Genomic DNA, 19951 nt, shown 5'->3' on the forward strand with positions numbered 1-19951 from the left:
CGAACGCGGTCGCCCACCGATGAACGCATACGAGTTAGTCAGACCGCTGTTGTTCTCACTCCCGGCAGAGACAGCACACGGCACGATCCACGCCGGAATGAAAGCTGCACAGGGCACTCCCATCGAAGACGCGCTGCGCGCGAGATACGAGGTCGACGACGACCGACTCGCAGTCGAGGCGTTCGGCCAGCGGTTCGCCAACCCCGTTGGCGTCGCCGCCGGCTTCGACAAGAACGCGGAGGTGCCCTCGCTGCTGGGGAGCCTCGGCTTCGGCCACGTGGAAGTCGGCGGCGTCACGGCCGATCCCCAGTCCGGGAACGCTCGCCCGCGGATGTTCCGCCTGCGCGAGGACGAGGGCATCGTCAACCGCATGGGCTTGAACAACCACGGCGCGGACGCGGTCGGCGAGCGCCTCGCCGCGACGAACGCCGCCACAAACGACGCACCCGGCAACGCGACCGTCGACGTTCCCGTCGGGGTCAACCTCGCCAAGACCGAGCACGTCGGGGTCGAGGACGCGCCCGCGGACTACCGCGACACCTACGAGCAGGTGGCCGACGGCGGTGACTTCTTCGTGGTCAACGTCTCCTGCCCCAACTCCGAGGGGTTCCGCGACCTCCAGAACCGCGAGTCGATGGAGGCCATCCTCGGCGAACTGGTCGACGCGGGCGCGAGTCCCCTCCTCGTGAAGCTCTCGCCCGACCTCCCCGATCCCGCGGTCGAGGACGCGCTCGACATCGTGACCGAACTCGACCTCGACGGCGTCATCGCCACGAACACGACGACAGATCGGCCCGACTCGCTCCGGAGCTACAACCGCGCGGAGGAGGGCGGCCTCTCGGGCAAGCCAATCGAACCGCGCGCGACCGAGATGGTCCGATTCGTCGCCGAGCGCGTGGACGTGCCCGTGGTCGGCGTCGGCGGAGTGTTCACCGCCGAGGACGCCTACCGGAAACTACGCGCGGGCGCACGCGTTGTGCAACTATACACCGGGCTCGTCTACCGCGGCCCGGCCATCGCGCGCGACATCAACGAGGGGCTGTTGGAGCTTTTGGACCGGGACGGCTTCGACTCGGTAGAGGACGCGGTCGGCGCGGACCTGGAGTGATGATGAACGACGTGAGCGAGGAGGCGTTGGGGAGGTCTGCGGCCCGCGGTCGCGGTGCCGTGCGGAGCGGCGCTGTGCGATTGCGGTTACGCCGAGGCGCAAGCAGTAGCTAGCTTCGTGGTTCTGTCCGCTTTTCTGAAAGTATCTGGCCTACCTACTGCCGAGACAGAGGAACACCACAACCGAACCGTACCACACCGCAATCGCACCGTACCACACCGCATTCACACAGCAATGCAACTGCCCAGCGAAGATTCGAGAGAAAACAGCCAAAATCAGCAGAGTCCTAACTCGTCACTCCAGCGCGTCCAGTCGGAACTCGAACGCCGCCACGGGGAGTTCCAGATCGTGCTCGACCAGCACCTCGGGATGCACCTCGCCGATAACACCAGCCCTCTCACCGTCCAGTACCACCTCAGCCGCGCGCCCGTCGATGAACGTCGGGTGGTCGGTCGCCGGGGTTTCGAGATCTTTGTCGAAGTTGCGCGCGACCGCCTGTAGCCGACCCTTCGCGTCCTCGTAGGAGGCGTCGTGGCGCGCGAGCACGCCCGCGACCGTCCGGCGCTCGGCGACGCCGGTGTCCTCGCTCCCGTCGACCCGCGCGGCGAGGCCGATCTCCGCGAGGTCCTGCGGGTACGCCCGGTGGGTGTTGTTCTCCAGCACCATCAGCAGCGACGGGAGCGCCCACGTCCGAAGCATCGTGTAGTCCTCGCTGTACGGTTCGAGGATGGTCGCGGGCTCGTCGGCACCGAGCACGTCACCCTCCGGCGTAATTCGAAGCCTGTCGAAGTTCTCTTCCTCGCTGATCATGTGGAAGTTGAGCAGGTCCTCGAAGCCCAGCCCGACCAGCACGTTCCGCGTCGCGTCCTCTAACTTCGACCGGTCGTGACGACCGCCGACCGTCCCCACGTCGGGGTAGCGCGGTTCGAGTTCGTTGAAGCCGTACGCCCGGCCCACGTCGTCGACCACGTCGAGCGGGTGGAGCACGTCCACGCGGTAGGGCGGAATCTCGACCTCGTAGGCCAGTTCGTCGTCACCCACTTCCGTCGTCTCGGCGTCGACACCCGACCGCTCCAGCAGGTCGAGCACGCGCTCGGCGCTCAGGTCGACCCCGAGCATGCTCTCGACGCGCTCGTGGGTCACCGTCTTCTCCGTGACCTCGAAGTCGGGTCGCCGAAGCGTCCGGTCCGGATACTCGACCTCGATGCGCTCGACCTGCGCGCCGCGGGCGTCGAGCGCGTAACAGACCACGTTGCACATCCGGTCGATGGTCCACTGGTCGGTGCCCGTCATCTCGACGAACAGGTCCCGCGAGTCGGTCGAGACCTCGGTTCGGCGGCCGTTGATGACCGGCGGGAACGAGAACAGCCCGATGTCGTCGTAGATGGCGGGGTAGCGCTCGTACTCCGCGACGAGGTCGGCGTACGTCTCGCCGGTCGGGTGCGCCCGCAGGACCTCCGTGGGCGTCATCTCGGCGTCCGAGTCCAGCGGGACGAACCGGTCGCCAGCGGGCTCGATGCCCCGGTAGGTGATGGTATTTCTGGGACCGGCCTGTCCCTCCGATGTGGCCGTGCGGCCCTTCAACATCGTCAGATCGTGGATGCCGATAGCACCCTTCGCGCGCTTGCGGCCCATCGTCGCGTGGAGCTTCTCCTGGAGCTGGATGAGCGAGTCGAGCGCGTCGTCGTCGAGGTCCACGTCCCGAATCACCGCGCCGGTGACGTACGGGCGCTCGTCGGGCACCGACTCGTCGACCTCGATGGTCCACTCGGGGTCGTTGGTCGAGGGGACGTAGATGCCGCGGTCGTCGCCGTACTGGTAGCGCAGCGAGCGCGCGACGCCCTCGACCGAGAGCCGGTCGAGCCGGTCGGGCGCGAACTCCAACTGGAGGTCGCCCTCCTCGGTCCGGCCCTCGAACTCGAGGCCGAGCGCGAACAGGTCGTCGATGAGTTCGTCGTCCGATTTCTCCTCGTGGCCGGTCAGGTCCCGGAGTTCGTCCGGGTTCACGTCGACGACTGGCATCAGTGTAGCACCTCCGTCTCCCGCAGCAGTTCGAGGTCGGCGAGCGTCCCGTGGACGTCGCGGATGTCTTCGAAGCCGTACATCAGCATGAGCAGGCGCTCCAGTGCGAGCCCCCACGCCATCACGTCGCAGTCGACCCCGAGGGGTTCGAGCACCTCCTCGCGGAACATGCCCGAGTTCCCGATCTCGACCATCTCGCCCGTGGTCGGGTGGGTGCCGAACAGCTCGAAGCTCGGCTCCGTGTACGGGTTGTAGTGGGGCTTGAACTCGATGTCGGTGATGCCGAACTGGGCGTAGAACTCCTCGAAGGTGCCCATCAGGTCACGGACCGACAGGTCCTCGGCCATCACCCAGCCCTCGATCTGGAAGAACTCCAGCAGGTGGGTCGGGTCGAGCGTGTCGTTGCGGTACACCTTCTCGACGCTGAAGAACCGCTGAGGCGGCTCTAGCTCGCCGACCTCGTGACCCGAGAGGTACCGCATCGACAGCGAGGTGGTGTGGCCCCGGAGGTCGATGCCCCGCGCGACCTCCTCGGTCCACGGCGAGTGGTAGCCGTCACCGTCCTCGCCGACGCCGTTCAGGTGGGCGTCCTTCACGCGCTCGACCAACTTCTCGGGGAAGTCGGCGGCCTCCTCTGCCATCGACCGGGGGTTCTCTAGCGCGAACTGGTCCCAGTGGGTCCGCGCGGGGTGGTCCTGCGGCATGAACAGGCAGTCGTTGATCCAGAACTCGGCGTCGGCGTGCGGGCCCTCCATCTCCTCGAAGCCCATGCCGACGAGGGTGTCCTTCACGCGGTTCGCGGTCTGTCGCAGGATGTGGGTCTTCCCGCCGTCGACGCGCTCTGCGTCGGCCTCGACGTTGTACTCGGCGAACTCCACCTCCTCCCACGCGCCGGTAGTCAGCATCTCTGGCGTGAGCTGACCCACGGTTGCGGCCGCCTCGACGCCCTCCATCAGCGCGGTCACGCCCTCGTCGGTGAGCGTCACCGAGCGGACGGTGGACTCGCTGCGCTCGACGAGGCCCCGGCTCTCCAGCTGGTCGAGGGTGTCCTCGTCCGCGACGGACGCTGTGTCGTCCGCGATGGATGCTGGCGAGTCGGCGGACGCCGCGGCGTCCGCCGACTCGTCAGCGGAATCGCCCGACTCGCCACCGTCCGCGGCCGAGAGGGAACCGAGCGCCGCAGCCTCGGCGTCGCTGTCGGGGTCGGCGTCCGGGGTGGCGGTGATCTCACCGCTCTCGATGGTGCCGTACCCTTTCCTCGCGTAGTTCGACAGCGCGATGTCGACCGCCGGCCCCTCCAGCCCGGACCGGCCGATGATCTGTCCCATCTGGGCCGGGGTCTCGTCTGCTCCGGCGTCGAGTGCGGCCCGATAGAGCCGGACCTCGGGCAGCTCCTCGCCGGCGTACTCCCGGCCTTCTTCCGTCAATTCGACCGTCTCCTCGGCCGACTCGGCAACGTCGAGGAGGCCCTTCGACTCCAACTCGAAGGCCGCGCCGGTCACCGTCTCGGGTTTCAGATCGGCCTCCTCGGCCAGTCGTTCGATGGTCTGTGCCTCGTTCGCGCTCGCGGCCTGCAGGACCGCGACCTGTGATTCGGGTAGTCTCATGTACGTCGGATGCTCGTTGTTCGTTACGTCCCCGTGCGCCCGTTTATCGTTTCTGAAGCGCGGCCGGCGGATCTGCCGAACTCGGCAGATCCGCCGTCGAATCGCTAATCGGCGACCGCGCGCGAGCGATTTCGTCCCGGTCGAAGCCGTCGCCCGGGAGTCCGCCGCCCGGTCAGGACGCGAAGAAGAAGCCGAACCCCGCCGCGGTCGAGTCGCGTGGCTGACGGGCGCTACCACCGGACCGAGGTTCGGATGGCATACTCATCAGTTGTGTGTCACCGATGAAAAACGTTTCGGGCCCACAACATTCAACCAAGCCTCGACTATTTTTATTGGTTATAATCCCATAACGAAAGATATATACGGAGTTCTGGGTGTAGTTAGAACCGATATCATGAAGCAAATCAGCGGAGCCGAATCCGAGAACTGGACGATGAAGGTCGAGAACAACTTCACGCTCATCGAGTACCACGGCGACATCACTCCCGAGGAGGGAAAGGCCATCGTCGAGAACTGGACGCCGCTCATCTCCGACAACGAGGTCGACACCCACGTCCTCCACCTCGACGCCGACGACCACTTCGACAACGACACGTTCGACACCGTCAGCGAGGCGGGCGCGCTCGGACTCGACCACGGCGTCGACCGGTGGGCCATCGTCGCGCGGAAGACCAAGTCGATGGCCATCAGCAGCAAGCTCCCCGACGACATCGAGACCTACGAGTCCGAGGACCTCGGCGAAGCGCTGGAGTGGGCGCGCAACTGAACCGGCCTCCCGAAAGTCCATTCTATTGACGAACTCATTCGTCTACTCCGCCACAGCAGCGCGCCGGAGATGCGCCCAAGAGTAGTTGTACCGCGAGCGAGGAGCGATAGCGACGAGCGAGCGGCCCAAGTCACCCTCTCAGACGCATCGACCGAGATAGCTGCGCCGCCTCGGTCGATGCGTCTGAGAGGGTGACGCCGTAGTTTTGGTCGAGCTTTTGTAAGGGAGCGCGTTCATGCGCGGACCGCAACAAAAGTTCGTGTCAGAACTCCTCTTGGATGATTTTCAGCGTCTCCTCGCGGTCGTCCCACGCGACGAACACCGCGACGCTGGTCGCGCTGGTGATCAGGTCGTGGATGTTGATGCCGGCGTCCGAGAGCGGGTCGACGAAGTTCCGGATGACGCCCGGCTGGTTTGGCAGTTTCCCGCCCATCACGCGGACGACAGCCACGTCGTCGTTCACCGTGACGCTCGACAGCGAGTCGACCGAGATGACCTCCTGGTGGAGGATGTTCTCGGCGCGCTCGGCCACGTCCTGGTCCACGTAGAAGGTGACCGAGTCCATCCCGCTGGCGACCGCGTCGACGTTGATGTCGCTGTCACCGAGCGCGGTCGAGAGCTCCTGCAGGATGCCCGGCCGGTTCCGGATGGCTCGGCCCGCGACCGTGAGGCACGCCAGCGGCTTCTCGCGCATGTCGATGAGGTTCTCGAACTCGCCCACGACATCGGTGCCACCGGCCAGCAGGTCGCCGTGCTGGTAGTGGACCACGCGCACGTCGAGGTCGCCGTCCTTGTACGAGAGCGCGCTGGGCGCGACCACCTCCGCACCGCGGAACGAGAGGTTCCGGAGTTCGTCGACCGAGATCTCGGCCACGTTTCGCGCGCCCTCCACCACGTGTGGGTCGCCGGTCATCACGCCCTCCACGTCGGTCACGATGACGACCTCGTCGGCGTCCATGTAGTTGCCGAGCATCACCGCGGTGGTGTCCGAGCCGCCGCGGCCCAGCGTGGTGACGCCGCCGTCGGGGCCCTCCGCGAGGAAACCGGTGATGACTGGCACCACGTCGTCGAGTTCCGCCGCGAGTTCGGCGGCCGCCTCGCGAGTGCGCTCGACGTCGACCTCGCCGCGCCCGTCGGTGAACACCGGCCAGCGCTCGCTGCCCGGTTCGAGGAAGACGGCTTCGACCCCGCGGGCCGCGAGCGCGGCCTTCAGCATCCGGACGCTGGTGCGCTCGCCCATGCTGACGATCTCGGCGCGGTCGGAGCCCTCGACGTCGAACTCGATCTCCTCGAGGAGTTCGTCGGTGGTGTTGCCCATCGCGCTGGCGACCACCGCGATCTCGTTGCCCTGCGCCACCGCGTCGGCGATGGAGTCGGCCGCGCGGTTGATCCGGTCGCCGCTGCCGAGGCTGGTGCCGCCGAACTTGGCCACTACGCGCATCGTACCACCTGCATCGCCGCGCTCTGCCGTACGTTCCGCGGATTCGGGGACCCCCACGTGCGAGACTCGTCCATGGGAGAGGGTAGCTGTGGGGCGGTGATAACTGCTTTCATGTCTGAGAAGCTTGCCGACCGCGGCCCGGCTTCCGCCGCTCGGTTTTCCGACCGCGATGGTCCACCACTGTCCCGACCGCGACCGTCCGAATGATCGGTGGTTGCCCCGCGGCCTTTAACTTCTCTCCCGCTCGAATACGTAACGAATGCGAGTCCGTGACGCAGTGGAGGCGGACGGCGAAGCACTCGGCGACCTCGCCAGCGCGCCCGCCGAGGTGATGCGAAACGTGGTCCACGACCGGACGGTCCGGGTTGCCGAGCGAGAGAGCGAGTCGGACGACGATTCGGAGGTCGTCGGCTTCGTCGGCTTCGACGCGATGCCGGGCACAGTCCGCGTCACCTACCTCCGTGGCTCGCGAGACGCGCGCGAGCGCCTGCTCGACGAACCGGTTCGGTTCGCACGGAAGGAGGGAATGAGCGTCGAGGTGCTGGTCCCCGAGTCCGAAACCGCGACGGCAGACATCGTCGAGAGCGCGGGGTTCGACCGGGTCGGTACCGGTCCGCGGTTCGACGGTGGTCGGACCGTCGAGTACCGACTCGGTCCGACTGAGGCCTGAACGTTCGATCCGACCGCACGGGAGTCCGAACCCTCCAACCCCCTCGTTTCAGGTGGAGATTCGGGCGCGCTGGAGTTCTCACCGACCGAACGGGGATCGGACTAGCTGAACTGCCGGACCGTCATGTCCAGCGTGTCGAGGTCGAGGATTGGCGCGAACCCCGCGTCCGGGTCGATGTTCACGGACTTCTGGAACGCGGTCTGTTCCTGCCAGCAGCCGGAGTTGACCGCCAGCACGTTGTGGTACTTGCCCCAGCCGAGCTTGTGGACGTGGCCGGTGTGGAACACGTCCGGCACGTCGTCCATCACGAGGTAGTCCTCCTCCTCGGGCGCGAGCCGGGTCTTGCCGCCGAACTGGGGCGCGACGTGGCGCTTCTTCAGGAGCTGGTACATCGCCTTGTGTGGCTCGTCGTAGCTGGCCTTGTCGTCCGGGAGCTCGGCGATGACCTCGTCGAGCGAGACCCCGTGGTACATCAGGATGTCCACGCCCTCGACGGTCACCGTCGAAGGGTTCCCGGAGATGCGGGCGTCGTGGACCGACATGATGTCCCGGAGCTCCTCGTCGAAGCCGGGTTGGGGTTCGGCGAGCCGTACCGCGTCGTGGTTGCCCGGAATCATGAGGATCTCCATGTCGCCGGGCACCTCCTTGAGATACTCCGAGAACGCCTCGTACTGCTCGTAGATGTCGACGATGTCGAGCTCCTCGTCCTGATTGGGGTAGACACCGACGCCCTCGACCATGTCGCCCGCGATGAGGAGGTACTCGACCGCGTCGGCCTCCGCCGTGTGGAGCCAGTCGGCGAACGTCGACCACGCGTCGGCCATGAACTCCTGACTCCCGACGTGAACGTCGCTGACGAGCGCGGCCTGCACGTGTCGGTCCGCGGTCGAGGGCTTGTACGTCCGGGGTACGTCCGGGAAGTGCATCGAGTCCACGAACAGGATGCCGTCCCCGTCGCCGTTGTCGTCCGAGAGGGTGCCCTCCACCGCGATCACCTCGTCGTGGAGCAGTTCCTCGACCAGCCCGGCGAACTCCCGGTCTTTCATGACGAGGCAGGGGTAGGTTCCACTGGTGTCCTCCAGTTCGATCAGCCAGTGCCCGCTGGCTGTCGAGCGGATGTCGCTTATCATCCCGACGATGGCGGTTTCGCCCCCGCCGGGCATCTCCGCGACCGCCGAAGTGGGCCGAGCGTTGACCCGGCCGCGCAACTGTCCGCTGAGGCGCTTGAACCGGTCGCGGAACACGCTCACGAAGTCCTCGTACTCCCCGGTCCCCGTGCTCTGGCCGGTCACGTCGCCGGCAACGTTGAGCGAGCGGGCGTCGAAGTTCGGGTCCCGAACCGACTCTTCGGGCCGCGTAACGTCAGTGACGCCGCCGTCCGGGTCTGCGTCCGAGTCCGAGTCTGGGCCCGGGCCCGAATCCGGGTCCGCGTTTGCGTCCTGCGTCGCTCGATTCCCGTGTTCGACCCCGTTCGCTTTCCCGACCCCCTTCGTTTCTGATGGAGACCCCCTCGTTTCACCCGACGTAGCTCCGTTTCCCTGTCCAGTAGAAACCGGGGTCGTCGCTTCCCCGGACCGCGCGATTTCGTCGAGGACACGTTCGACGTGGTCGGCCGAGAGCTTCAGCGCGTCCTCGGGCGCGCGCTCGACGGCCGCTTCGAGCGCGGCGTCGGGGTCGTCAGCCCCCGCGAGGAGCGTCACCGCCTCGCGGTCGGCGTTGTAACCCTTGCTCGTGAGTTCGCCGACGATGCGTGCGGGGGTCTCCAACGGCACGGTACACACATTTCCGGGGGCCGTCAAAAGCGTAGCGGAGCGTATCTCCGGGATGGCGAGTCGCCTACTCGTCGGTCGACCCGCACCCGGAAAATTGACAACCTCGGAACGGCAAGGGAAGTTCGATGAGTTCTCCCCGAGACGGGTCATCTTCTGACGACGCCGCGCCGGACGGCGACGAGGCGACCGACGGGTCTCTCTCCTCTTCGGACCGGCCCCCCGACGACAGCGAGCGCCCGACGCACGAGTTCGGGACCGACGATCCCGAGTCCGCTCCGAACCCGCAGTATCCTGACGGCGGCGAGCAGGCCGACGCGGGGATCGGCCCGCTCGCGCTCGTGCGCCGCTTCCGCAACAGCGAGCACGGCGCGGTCGTGTTCGTCCGCGAGATGCTGAGCAGCGCGGCCATCGTGCTCGTTATCGGGCTGGTGCTGTTCGCCATCAGCGGCGTCTGGCCCCCGATGGTCGCCATCGAAAGCGGGAGCATGGAGCCCCACATGCAGAAGGGCGATCTCGTGTTCATCATGGAGGAAGGTCGACTCGCGCCCGAGGCCGCCCAGGGTGATACCGGGATCGTCACCGCCCACGCGGGAGCGGACGCTGGGTACAACAAGTTCAACAATCCCGGTGACGTGATCGTGTACAAACCGGACGGGAAGTCCTACGAGACGCCGATAATCCATCGCGCGATATTCTGGGTCGAGGAGGGCGAGAACTGGTACGACGAGGCCGACCAGCAGTACATCGGCGCAGGCAACTGTCAAGAGCTATCCAACTGTCCGGCTCCTCACGCTGGGTTCATCACGAAGGGGGACAACAACGGCTTCTACGATCAGGCGTCGTCGCGCCTCGGGGACATCAGCAGCCCGGTCAAGCCGAGTTGGGTCCGCGGAACCGCCGAGGTCCGCGTGCCGTGGCTCGGCTGGGTCCGCCTGAAGTTCTCCGGCGCGGCGTCGCTCGCGCCCGGCCTCGGCCCTGCCGGCGTCGTGAACCCGTCTCCCGCCGCGGCGTAGGTCGTCTCTCTGCTCCGGTGTAACTCGGTTTTTCTGCTTCGTCGCTGGGCGTCTGAGCCGGAAGGTTCCTTCCGGCTCAGACGCCCTTCTCGACTCCGACGACGCCCTTCCCGACCTTGGCCCTTCCCGACTTTGGCGGCCCCCTCGTTTCAGATGGACTGCTGGTTCACTGCCGCGATTCGGCCCCCCGTTTCGGGTCGAACGACTCGCAGACCTCCTCGTTACGAGAATCAGGACCTCGATTCCACACCAGCAGGACTCCAGTACAGTCAGTTGTCGAACCGCGCCTGCACGAACGGCTGGACGCTCTCGATGTCGCCGAGTCGGGAGTCCGACATCAGCACGGCTTCGGTCTCGTCGATGGGAACCGAGAGCGAGATTTCCTTCGTGCGGCCGTACCGACCCTTCGAGACGACCACCGCGTTGACGATGCCGAGCATGTCGAGTTCGCTGATGAGGTCGGTCACCCGGCGCTGGGTCAGCACGTCGGCGTCGATCTCCTCGCAGAGGCGCTTGTAGATGTTGTACACCTCGCCCGTGTTGATGTTGTGGACGCCGTTCTTCTCCAGCGAGATGATCGAGAACAGGACGAGCTTCGATTGGGTGGGCAGCGTCCGGACCACCTCGACCACGCGGTCGAGTTCGATCTTCTCCTGAGCCTTCCGAACGTGGCCCTCGCTGACCCCCTCGGCCTGATCGCGCTCGGCGAGTTCGCCCGCGGTCCGCAGGAGGTCGAGCGCGCGCCGGGCGTCACCGTGCTCCTGGGCGGCGAACGCGGCGCAGAGCGGAATCACGTCGTCCGAGAGCGCGTCGGATTTGAACGCGACTTCCGCGCGGTGTTGCAGGATGTCCCGGAGCTGGTTGGCGTCGTACGGTGGGAAGACGATCTCCTCCTCGCCGAGCGAGGACTTCACGCGGGGGTCGAGGAAGTCGGTGAACTTCAGGTCGTTCGAGATGCCGATGATCGACACCCGGGAGTTCTCGAGTTCGGAGTTCATCCGCGAGAGGTTGTACAGGGTGTCGTCGCCCGACTTCTCGACCAGCTTGTCGATCTCGTCGAGCATGATGACGACCACGCGCTCCTCGTAGTCGACCGCCTCGAAGAACGTGTTGTACACCCGGTCGGTCGGCCAGCCGGTCATGGGCACCGACTCCATCTCGTCGCGGTCGTCTTCTAGTTCGTCTACGCGCGCGGCGATCTCCTCGGGCGCGTCGAACTCCGTGTCGGCGAGGCTCGTCGTGGCATCCGCAGAGTCAGTGGCGTCCGAGGAATCTGCGGCCTTCTCGCGGAGCGCTTCGAGTTCGTCGATGCGGTCGCCCACGCGCTCGCGGTTGCTCTCGATGAACTTGTTGGCGAGTTGTGCGAGCACGCGGTACTGGGTGTCGGTCACCTCGCAGTTGATGTACTCGACGTTGCAGGGGACGTCGTACTTCTGGGAGGTCGACTCGAGTTCTTTGCTCACGAACTTCGCGCTGGCCGTCTTGCCAGTGCCGGTCTTGCCGTAGATGAGGATGTTCGAGGGCGTCTCCCCGCGGAGCGCGGCGACCAGAATCGTCGCCATGTTGTTGATCTGGTCCTTCCGATGGGGAAGCTCGTGGGGCGTGTACGACGGGCGGAGGACCTCCTTGTTCTCGAATATCGGTTCGCCGGACAACAGGTCGTCGAACAGCCCCTGATCGTCGTCCTCCTCGTCGTCGAAGACCACGTCGTCCAGATCGACGTTGTCGAAGCTTTCGCCGGAGTTGTCGAAGCTATCGCCGGAGCTGGCGTCGAACCCGTCGTCCGTCCGTTGGGTGTTTTCGTCTGTCATGCGTTCGTTTCGACCCCTGCGTTTCAGGTGGAAGACGCGCGACGCGCGCAGCAATTCGCCCCAAAACCCGAATAGGGCGTCGGGGTGTCCCGTGAGAGAACTGGCGAGCGCGTCCAGTTGATGCAGGAGAACCAAAGGTCCAGCAGGGTATTAAACTCTTTCTTCTTTTACCTCTGACGGGGGTCGAGCCCGCGGAAAGCCGTCGAGAAGAGCGTGAGGGCGCTTCACGGTGTGTTTCGGCTCGATACAGCCCCCGCATAACTCCCGAGTGTGGACCAACTGGACGAACGAAGAGGGTGCTTTCGCGTCGACGAACTCGTCTACATCACGTTCTACCGACAGTTACTCACCACGTTTCGTTGAACGGTGATCCATCATCGCGCTGAACGGCGACCCATCACGGTAGACGAATCACACTACGATAGGAGACGGTTCACCAGCCGACGTCGATGTGCAAACTAGCGGAACCCCCACGTTTCAGGTGGATTGTCAAGGAAAGTTACCAGCAGTAGTTCGTTCGCGACTGTCGAGGCAATATCTCGGGCTGAAGCGAATCGACAGAATTCGCTGAAAAGTGCTGGATTTGACAAGAATCGGACTTTTTCGTGGCGGCCTCCGCGGTAGAAACGAAGAAGCAGCGGCCAATCTACCGACTGAAACCGCGATAGCACCGTAATCTGCGAGACGGGACGGGGTTTCTCGGTGGGAGATCGGGGATGGCGAGAACAGGCACCCCTCCCACCCCTTCGTTTCGGGTGGAACGGAGGAACGGCGGGGTGGGTGGGGTGACCCTCTAGGAACACGAAGCTTTATTACAACAGGCATAGAATGATATCCGTAAACCAACAAGGTCCGTTTTATGTTGGTGGGTGGAGTGTGAAATTACGTCTAAAACGGACGTGCCTCTACTCCCACTCCCACCGTCACCCGACTCCACCCGAAACAAAGGGGTGGGGGTCCCGGGGTTACCCCAATCACCGACTAACGACCGACCAACAACCGATCAGCGACCAACAGCCGACCGGCGGTTCCGTTCTCCAAATAACCGACCTACGTTGTTCGATATCCCGTGACTAGTTCTCGATACCCCTCCCGTTTCATCGTTTCGACGATTACAGCCACCTCGACTCCCCACTTTCCACGACTACCGTTGTAGATCTGATTTTGTCACGTCTCGACGGCCTGTCACACTCAGCCAAGAAACTACTCACTCGGCTTTCGAACTGCCACGCAACCACCGTCCCAACCGTCTCATACTCCCCCAAACGTCGCACGTCCACCCCTACTCGAGCTGCTACCTTCCGACCATCCCTACACCACACCACGACCGCCACCCCTCCATTTCAAGTGGAAATCCGCCGTACGCTGGACGGTTCGAGTCCAGACGACCGGAGTTCGAGTGCAGACATCCGAAGAGTCACAACCAATCGATCATCTGATTTTCATCACCGTTCGATCTACGTTTCCCGAATCGCTCGCGACCCCTGACCAGTGAGGCAATTCTCGACCCGTGGGGCAACCCTCGAACCGAAAGGCAACTCCTGGCTCGAAAGGCAACTACTGACGAAAGATGATTCGCAACTCGAACGCTCTCATTCCCGGGTAACGCCGCTCACCACCGCTTTCGGGAGGTTTCTATTGCGCAACGTCTGACGTAGGTTTAAGTAGATGGGGTATAACTGTTCGCGCAACAGCCCCAATACCGGCCCCAGTCGCCGATAGTGGGGTCTGGGAGGAAAGGATGGGATTGTTCACGAACCTGAAAGACAGCGTTTCCCGCGTGACGGACAAGCTCTTCTCCGCACAGGAGCCAAAGCGTATCGGCATCTACGGCCCGCCAAACGCCGGCAAGACGACCCTCGCCAACCGCATCGCTCGCGATTGGACCGGCGACGCCGTCGGGCCCGAGAGTCACATTCCACACGAAACCCGGCGGGCCCGCCGGAAAGAAGACGTCGAGATCGAGCGCAACGGCAAGACCGTGACCATCGACATCGTGGACACGCCGGGCGTGACGACGAAGGTCGACTACGAGGAGTTCCTCGACCACGACATGGAGAAAGACGACGCCGTGCGTCGGTCCCGCGAGGCCACCGAGGGCGTCGCGGAGGCGATGCACTGGCTCCGCGAGGACGTCGACGGGGTCATCTACGTACTCGACAGCACGACCGATCCGTTCACGCAGGTCAACACCATGCTCATCGGCATCATCGAGAGCCAGGACCTGCCGGTTCTCATCCTCGCCAACAAGACCGACCTCGAGGAGTCGAGCGTCCAGCGCATCCAGAACGCCTTCCCGCAACACGAGACCATCCCGCTGTCGGCGCTGGAGGGCGACAACATGGACGAAGTGTACGAGAAGATCGCGGAGTACTTCGGGTGATATCATGCCGGAAGTGAAAGGGAACGGTCCCAACGGCGACGGCCCGAACGGCGACGCCCCGGACGACGCGGGCGGCGTCCAGATCGACCTCATCGGTGCCGACCGGATGGCGAACATGGCCGCGATGGAGAAGATCCGGATGATCCTCGACGGGGTGCGGGACAACAACATCGTCATCCTCGAGACGGGCCTGTCGCCCGACGAGGAGAGCAAGCTCATCGAGGTGACGATGACCGAGATCAGCCCGGACGAGTTCAACGGCATCGAGATCGAGACGTACCCGCGCTCGGAGACGACCGACCAGAGCTTCCTCGACCGGCTGATGGGCAACGAGTCCACCCAGAAGCTCACCGTCATCGGCCCGGCGAACCAGATCGAGACGCTCCACAAGGACGAGAACCTCATCAGCGCGCTCGTCTCCCGGAAATAACACCTCATCGCAACTAATACCCCACCAGTAACCTATGCCCCACCAGTGTACCTCCTGCGGGCGGACGTTCGCGGACGGCTCGAAGGAGATGCTCTCGGGCTGCCCCGACTGCGGCGGCAACAAGTTCCAGTTCAAACCCGCGGAGGCGGTGGACCGCGAGGGTAGCGGTGCCGGCGGGCGGAGCGGGGGCTCTGGCGCATCGACGCAAAAGAAGCGCCCCGCCGACGCACCCGAAACGGAGGGCGACCGCGGTCGCGGAACTACCGGCGCGACTCGCGCGACCCCCGACGCAAACAAGAAATCCGCGGATCAGAGCGCGGTCGACCGGGCGGCCGCCACGGTCCGCGACTGGGTGGGATCAGGCGGTGAATCGGGGACGGCGACAGAGACGGCGAAATCTTCCACCGAAGCGCGTAGCCAGCCCGACGACGACTCTACTGTCGCTCCGGAGGACTCGGCACAGGCCAGCGCCCGCCGTGACGTGGTGAGTCGCGAGGAACTCCCCGAGGACCCGCCGGAGAACGCGGTCCAGGCGTCAACCGGGGAGCCGACAACGGCGCGCACTTCGACCGACGGCCAGACGCCCACTGAGGGCGAAAGCGCGCCCGACGCTCCGGGCGACGCCGCGACTCGCGACGAGTCCCGACAGCCGGCTCCCGCCGACGACAACGTCGTCGACGCTCCGGACGACGAGAATCCGGGACTGGAGGACCTCCGCGAGGAACTCAACAGCCAGTTCGAGAGCATCCGCATCGAGAGTCCGGGTCAGTACGAACTCAACCTGATGGAGCTGTACGAGCGCGAGGAGTACATCATCTCACTGCAAGAGGACGGCAAGTACGTCATCGAAGTGCCGGACGCGTGGGACGCGGCGGATAGGTAGGCGAATTCTCGGCGGGCGGATTTCAGTCGATGGTCACCGAACGGTAGACAGACGTTCCTTTCGCTCGGCGGCGGCGCGGCACTTCTTCGGGAAGAAGCGCCGCGCCGCTTTCCACATCGAGGACCGGCAATCCGCGGGGCCTTCGCAAAACTGTTTACCGCCGACCTCGGAAATTTTCGTGTCCCATGCTGGACGCCGCCAAGCGTCGGGCGCGGGAGCTGGCGTTCCTGTTCCCGGCGGCGCTGGCCCGCCTCGGCCTGCTCGACCGCGAGAAGGGCGAGGAGGCGTTCGACCTCGCGGTCCCGGTCATGGTCACGGGCGGGATGCGCACCTTGCTCCGGGTGGCCGACTTCTTCATGGTCGGGCGCGCGATGGGCGATCAGGCGGTCGCCGCGCTCGAACTCGGCTTCCAGTACTTCTTCATCCCGTTCGGCCTCTCGCTGGGGCTGACCAGCGGCACCATCAGCGTCGTCTCGCGGTTCGAGGGCGCGGACGAGCACGACAAGGCCAACTTCGCCATCAAGCAGTCGCTCTGGCTCGCGCTCCTCGTCGCCGTCCCCATCACCGCCGCGACGTGGATGTACGCCGAGCCGATGATCGCCTTCCTGACCGACGACCCGCGCACCATCGCCCTCGGCTCGGTGTACCTCCGGATCATCATGCTCTCGGTGACGTTCCGGTTCTGGAGCATGATCGCCGCGCGGGCGCTCGCGGGCGTAGGCGACACGCGGACCCCGATGTACATCCGGCTGCTCACGCTGCCGACGAACATCTTCCTCAACGCGGTGCTCATCTTCGGGTTCGGCCCGTTCCCCGAACTGGGCGTCGAGGGCGCGGCGTGGGGCACCGCCATCGCCAACACGCTCGCGGCAGTCCTTTTCACGGGCGTCCTGCTCTCCGGGAAGTTCTCGGTCAGGATTCCGGTCCGGGGCAAGCAGTGGGACTGGTCCATCGCGACCGAGATCGTCCGCGTGGGGCTGCCCCTCGCCGGGACCCGAATCTCGCGGACGATGGGCCGATTCCCGTTCCTGATGGTGCTGACGAGCCTCGGCACGCCGGTCGTCGCGGCGTACGCCATCGGCCGGCGGGTCATGCTGCTCGCGCTGATGCCCGCGTGGGGCTACTCGACGGCCTCCTCGACGCTGGTCGGCCAGTCCATCGGAGCCGGAAACGACGCCGAGGCCGACGAGTACGGCTGGCAGACGCTCCGCATCGCGCTGGTGACCCAGCTACTCATCGGCGCGGTGCTGTTCGCCGCGGCGCGCCCGATAGCCGTCGCGTTCGGCACGGAACACGTCGATCTGACGGTCGAGTTCGTCCGCGTGTTCGGCGTCGGGGTCGCCGCCTTCAGCGTCTCGCGGACGATGCGTGGCGGGCTACGCGGCGCGGGCGACACCCGCTGGCCGTTCTACGGCACGGTCGCGGGCACGTACCTGTTCAAGCTCCCGGTCGCGTTCCTCGCGGTCGCGCCGGGGGTCGTGCTGTTCTCGGTCGGCGGCTGGTCGTTCGCGCCCGGACTCGGCTGGGGCCTGGTCGCGGTGTACGTCTCCATCCTCGGCGATATGTACCTCCGGGCCGCGGTCAACGTCTTCCGGTTCTGGACCGGCGAGTGGAAGCGCATCGCCCGCGAGTCCGGCGTCGGGGCCGGGAGCGGTGCGGACTGACGGGAGTCGTCGTGAACCGCTACCGCGAACTGGTGGACTTTAAACCCTTGCGCCCGAACGCCCGCACATGAGCACCGCAACTAAGATCGTGGTCGCGACGGTCGGACTCTCGATGCTGCTTGGCGTGGGCCTGCTGACGAACGTCTGGCTCGCGGCGTGATGTTCGAGGAACGGTCGCTGCCCGAGGACGTGGCCGAAGTTCGAGCGACACACGCGCCGGACGCGCTGGTCCTCGACGCCGCGTCGGACTTCGAGACGCTCGACCCCGAGCGCGCGGAGAACCTCGGGCTGGTCGCGGCGTCGCTGGACCCCGCGACGTACCCCGCCGAGTGGCTCCCGGAGGACGCCCCGCAGCTCCTCCGGCGGTACGCCTCGGCCGACTTTACGGTCGGGATGCCCGGCGACGGGAGCGTGGCGTGGACGCGACAGACCGAACCGCCGACAGTCATAGTCAAGCCGCGCGTGGAGGGGTCACCGGACGACTTCGTCGACTTCCTCGTCGCGGAGGCGCTGGTCGAAATCGGCACGGGACTCCCCGAGCAGTTCCTCGGCTTCTTCGAGGACCGCTACCGGGACCTCGACGCAGCGCTGCCGCTCGGCCCCAGTGGCGTCTACCAGATCGCGGCGGCACTCTACGACGCCTACCTCGGGCTCCACACGCGCGACGTGTTCACCGAGTGGGCGGACGAGCAGCCGCGACTGTTCGACGCGTGGCAGGATGCGGGCGAGCGCATCGAACCGCGACTCGCCGAGCTTCCGAAGTCGATGGCCCGCGACGAGACCGAGTTCGCCGAGGCCGCGGAGTTCGCCTGCGCCGCGGTCAAGCACGGGCTCGAACTCCCCGCGCCGTTCGCGGCGCTCGACACCGAGGCGTACCGCGATCACGGCGCGGACTACGCCGTCAAGTGGGCCGAGAAGACGTTCGCGTGAGGCCGCCGAGTGAGTCCGACAGCGGTGCGAGACTGACTGTAGAGTGAGTTTCGCGATCTCCGAGTGAATCGTGTGTTCGCGTCTCACGAAACGGTTTTGCTGGTCGATGGTGAATCACGAGTCGGGCGAGTACACGTGACCAGGGATAGACCCGCGGATTCCGGCTGGGAGGAACAGCTCTACCCCGACGCCGCCGAGGACGAAGGCGTCGAGGAGCCGACGACCGAGTGATTGGACTACTGACGACCGATTGAGCGAAGCGCTGAGGCCCGAGTGAGCGGCCCATCGAGTGAGTAGACGGCCGTGCGGACTGTCCACCGACTGCGGACGCCCCGCTGCTTCATCTGGAGATGATGACACGAATGGTAGCACTGGTGACGTGGACGACAGCGACCGCGAAGAAAAGCCAGTCAGGGAACGATGCGCTCGCCGTCGTCGTCGTACACTTCGATGGCGTCGACCGGGCAGACTCGCGCGGCCATCTTGGCGTCGAACTCGGCGTCCTCGGGGATTTCGCGGACGAACACCTGCTCGTCTTTTTCCTCGGAATCGCGGAGGTCGGCCTTGCCGTCGTCGCGGTTCTCCTCGAAAGCGTCCCACTCTGCGGTACACTGGAACATCCCGGTGCAGGTGTCGCGGTCGAACTCGATTCGCATGGCTCGACGTTTGCGGGGCACCCCCAAAGCGATGGCGGAGTCTCAGGAGACGTACTCCCGGAGTGCAGCGACGGTCGGGTCGAGGAACTCGGTCAGATTCTGCTTGCGCTCGACGCCGGACTCCCACTCGTCTGGCGTCAGGTGGTCACCGATCTCGTGGACGACGGCGCCGTCCGCACCGCGGTACTCGGCCACGGCGAGCATCGCTGCGGTCTCCATGCAGAGCGAGACGACGCCCTCCTCGGCGTAGCGCTCGATCTCGGGAATCGTCTCGCGGTACATCGCGCTGGTCGTCCACGTCGGCCCGCGGTGAGTTTCGACGCCAGTTTCGGAGAGCGAGTCGTCGAGCGCATCGACTAACTCCGGCGTCGTCCGAACCTCTTCCTCGGGCGGGAGATAGTGGTACGAGACGCCTTCGTCCCGGATCGACTGAGTGGGGAGGATGGCGTCGTTCGGCGGAATCGAGGTCTGGAGACAGCCACACCCACCGAGGATGCAGACGACCTCGGACCCGGCTGCGATGACGTTCTCGGTGACGGTCGCAGTCATCGGCGCGCCGTATCCGAAGTTCCCGACGAACCCGACATCATCGTCTAGCAGGTGGATCTCCTGACTGCGCACCAGCGGTATCGAGCCCTCTGCGCGGTCGAGGACTTCCTCGTGGAGGACGTCCTGAAAGCCGAGGACGACGGCCGGGGGTACGTCCGGGAGGCCGTCGCCCTGCTCGGCAACTGCTTCGTCCGGGGAGAACAGCGCCTCGGCGTCGTACTTATCGCCGAAGTTCGGAATCGGCAT

The 19951-nt window shown here is 65.5% G+C and carries 17 protein-coding genes; 10 read left to right on the plus strand and 7 right to left on the minus strand.

The genetic code is table 11. The annotated features are described in order from the left end of the window. The first annotated feature begins 19 nt into the window (after window positions 1-19). Window positions 20-1108, plus strand: a complete 1089-nt coding sequence (locus tag DPQ64_RS13170) for a quinone-dependent dihydroorotate dehydrogenase (protein WP_115864780.1) — start codon at window positions 20-22, stop codon at window positions 1106-1108. Window positions 1109-1402: 294 nt separating this feature from the next. Here the strand turns inward: DPQ64_RS13170 and pheT are convergent, their stop codons facing one another. Both pheT and pheS read right to left on the minus strand, forming a co-directional pair. Continuing rightward, entirely contained in the window at window positions 1403-3130 is a 1728-nt protein-coding gene (gene pheT / locus DPQ64_RS13175; protein WP_115864781.1) for a phenylalanine--tRNA ligase subunit beta, read from the minus strand. Further along, entirely contained in the window at window positions 3130-4737 is a 1608-nt protein-coding gene (gene pheS, locus DPQ64_RS13180; RefSeq protein WP_115864782.1) for a phenylalanine--tRNA ligase subunit alpha, read from the minus strand. The genes pheT and pheS overlap by 1 nt, the downstream gene beginning before the upstream one ends. Before the next feature lie 394 nt (window positions 4738-5131). Here pheS and DPQ64_RS13185 point away from each other — a divergent pair, with 394 nt between their 5' ends. Further along, window positions 5132-5503, plus strand: a complete 372-nt coding sequence (locus DPQ64_RS13185) for an STAS/SEC14 domain-containing protein (protein WP_115864783.1) — start codon at window positions 5132-5134, stop codon at window positions 5501-5503. 262 nt (window positions 5504-5765) lie between these two features. Here the strand turns inward: DPQ64_RS13185 and DPQ64_RS13190 are convergent, their stop codons facing one another. Then, entirely contained in the window at window positions 5766-6944 is a 1179-nt protein-coding gene (locus DPQ64_RS13190) for an aspartate kinase (protein ID WP_115864784.1), read from the minus strand. Window positions 6945-7203: 259 nt separating this feature from the next. On the opposite strand from DPQ64_RS13190, the gene DPQ64_RS13195 reads away from it, so the two are divergent. Further along, window positions 7204-7614 carry a GNAT family N-acetyltransferase gene (locus tag DPQ64_RS13195; protein WP_115864785.1) on the plus strand — a complete coding sequence of 137 codons (411 nt, stop codon included), beginning with the start codon at window positions 7204-7206 and terminating at the stop codon, window positions 7612-7614. A gap of 101 nt (window positions 7615-7715) precedes the next feature. Here the strand turns inward: DPQ64_RS13195 and DPQ64_RS13200 are convergent, their stop codons facing one another. Beyond that, complete coding sequence (locus DPQ64_RS13200; protein ID WP_115864786.1) at window positions 7716-9386, minus strand: DNA-directed DNA polymerase II small subunit; 1671 nt, start codon at window positions 9384-9386, stop codon at window positions 7716-7718. 125 nt (window positions 9387-9511) lie between these two features. Between DPQ64_RS13200 and DPQ64_RS13205 the strand changes: the two genes are divergently transcribed. Next, window positions 9512-10399, plus strand: coding sequence for a S24/S26 family peptidase (locus tag DPQ64_RS13205; RefSeq protein WP_115864787.1), 888 nt, complete (start codon window positions 9512-9514; stop codon window positions 10397-10399). 269 nt (window positions 10400-10668) lie between these two features. Here DPQ64_RS13205 and DPQ64_RS13210 read toward each other — a convergent pair whose 3' ends face one another. Further along, a complete protein-coding gene (locus DPQ64_RS13210) occupies window positions 10669-12210 on the minus strand; it encodes a Cdc6/Cdc18 family protein (protein ID WP_115864788.1) in 1542 nt (513 codons plus the stop codon). Between the two features lie 1741 nt (window positions 12211-13951). Here DPQ64_RS13210 and DPQ64_RS13215 point away from each other — a divergent pair. The 6 genes from DPQ64_RS13215 (at window position 13952) to DPQ64_RS13235 (ending at window position 18500) form a co-directional block, all read left to right on the plus strand. After that, window positions 13952-14593, plus strand: coding sequence for an Era-like GTP-binding protein (locus tag DPQ64_RS13215; protein ID WP_115864789.1), 642 nt, complete (start codon window positions 13952-13954; stop codon window positions 14591-14593). 4 nt (window positions 14594-14597) lie between these two features. Then, the gene (locus DPQ64_RS13220) at window positions 14598-15023 is read left to right on the plus strand and encodes a DUF2073 domain-containing protein (protein ID WP_115864790.1); all 426 of its coding nucleotides are present in this window, start codon (window positions 14598-14600) and stop codon (window positions 15021-15023) included. 34 nt (window positions 15024-15057) lie between these two features. Then, complete coding sequence (locus tag DPQ64_RS13225; RefSeq protein WP_115864791.1) at window positions 15058-15906, plus strand: OapC/ArvC family zinc-ribbon domain-containing protein; 849 nt, start codon at window positions 15058-15060, stop codon at window positions 15904-15906. Between the two features lie 185 nt (window positions 15907-16091). Continuing rightward, window positions 16092-17570: an MATE family efflux transporter gene (locus tag DPQ64_RS13230; RefSeq protein ID WP_115864792.1), complete on the plus strand. Its 1479-nt coding sequence runs from the start codon at window positions 16092-16094 to the stop codon at window positions 17568-17570. A gap of 67 nt (window positions 17571-17637) precedes the next feature. Next, entirely contained in the window at window positions 17638-17730 is a 93-nt protein-coding gene (locus tag DPQ64_RS20025; protein WP_449272262.1) for a hypothetical protein, read from the plus strand. Further along, window positions 17730-18500, plus strand: a complete 771-nt coding sequence (locus tag DPQ64_RS13235) for a DUF7089 family protein (RefSeq protein WP_115864793.1) — start codon at window positions 17730-17732, stop codon at window positions 18498-18500. Before DPQ64_RS20025 ends, DPQ64_RS13235 begins: the two co-directional genes overlap by 1 nt. A 410-nt stretch (window positions 18501-18910) precedes the next feature. Here the strand turns inward: DPQ64_RS13235 and DPQ64_RS13240 are convergent, their stop codons facing one another. After that, the gene (locus DPQ64_RS13240) at window positions 18911-19156 is read right to left on the minus strand and encodes a ferredoxin (RefSeq protein ID WP_115864794.1); all 246 of its coding nucleotides are present in this window, start codon (window positions 19154-19156) and stop codon (window positions 18911-18913) included. A gap of 42 nt (window positions 19157-19198) precedes the next feature. Continuing rightward, window positions 19199-19951 carry a nucleoside phosphorylase gene (locus DPQ64_RS13245; protein WP_115864795.1) on the minus strand — a complete coding sequence of 251 codons (753 nt, stop codon included), beginning with the start codon at window positions 19949-19951 and terminating at the stop codon, window positions 19199-19201.

Origin of the sequence: Halorussus litoreus, assembly GCF_003382685.1 — an archaeon.
Taxonomy (GTDB): Archaea; Halobacteriota; Halobacteria; order Halobacteriales; family Haladaptataceae; genus Halorussus; species Halorussus litoreus.

Bases quoted from the DNA above. Each gene is read 5' to 3' on its own strand.
- DPQ64_RS13215 (WP_115864789.1), top strand. From the start codon at position 13,952: ATGGGATTGTTCACGAACCTGAAAGACAGCGTTTCCCGCGTGACGGAC.
- DPQ64_RS13185 (WP_115864783.1), top strand. From the start codon at position 5,132: ATGAAGCAAATCAGCGGAGCCGAATCCGAGAACTGGACGATGAAGGTC.
- DPQ64_RS13195 (WP_115864785.1), top strand. From the start codon at position 7,204: ATGCGAGTCCGTGACGCAGTGGAGGCGGACGGCGAAGCACTCGGCGAC.
- pheT (WP_115864781.1), bottom strand. From the start codon at position 3,130: ATGCCAGTCGTCGACGTGAACCCGGACGAACTCCGGGACCTGACCGGC.
- DPQ64_RS13170 (WP_115864780.1), top strand. From the start codon at position 20: ATGAACGCATACGAGTTAGTCAGACCGCTGTTGTTCTCACTCCCGGCA.
- pheS (WP_115864782.1), bottom strand. From the start codon at position 4,737: ATGAGACTACCCGAATCACAGGTCGCGGTCCTGCAGGCCGCGAGCGCG.
- DPQ64_RS13210 (WP_115864788.1), bottom strand. From the start codon at position 12,210: ATGACAGACGAAAACACCCAACGGACGGACGACGGGTTCGACGCCAGC.
- DPQ64_RS13245 (WP_115864795.1), bottom strand. From the start codon at position 19,951: ATGCCGATTCCGAACTTCGGCGATAAGTACGACGCCGAGGCGCTGTTC.
- DPQ64_RS13230 (WP_115864792.1), top strand. From the start codon at position 16,092: ATGCTGGACGCCGCCAAGCGTCGGGCGCGGGAGCTGGCGTTCCTGTTC.
- DPQ64_RS13225 (WP_115864791.1), top strand. From the start codon at position 15,058: ATGCCCCACCAGTGTACCTCCTGCGGGCGGACGTTCGCGGACGGCTCG.
- DPQ64_RS13205 (WP_115864787.1), top strand. From the start codon at position 9,512: ATGAGTTCTCCCCGAGACGGGTCATCTTCTGACGACGCCGCGCCGGAC.
- DPQ64_RS20025 (WP_449272262.1), top strand. From the start codon at position 17,638: ATGAGCACCGCAACTAAGATCGTGGTCGCGACGGTCGGACTCTCGATG.
- DPQ64_RS13190 (WP_115864784.1), bottom strand. From the start codon at position 6,944: ATGCGCGTAGTGGCCAAGTTCGGCGGCACCAGCCTCGGCAGCGGCGAC.
- DPQ64_RS13240 (WP_115864794.1), bottom strand. From the start codon at position 19,156: ATGCGAATCGAGTTCGACCGCGACACCTGCACCGGGATGTTCCAGTGT.
- DPQ64_RS13220 (WP_115864790.1), top strand. From the start codon at position 14,598: ATGCCGGAAGTGAAAGGGAACGGTCCCAACGGCGACGGCCCGAACGGC.
- DPQ64_RS13235 (WP_115864793.1), top strand. From the start codon at position 17,730: ATGTTCGAGGAACGGTCGCTGCCCGAGGACGTGGCCGAAGTTCGAGCG.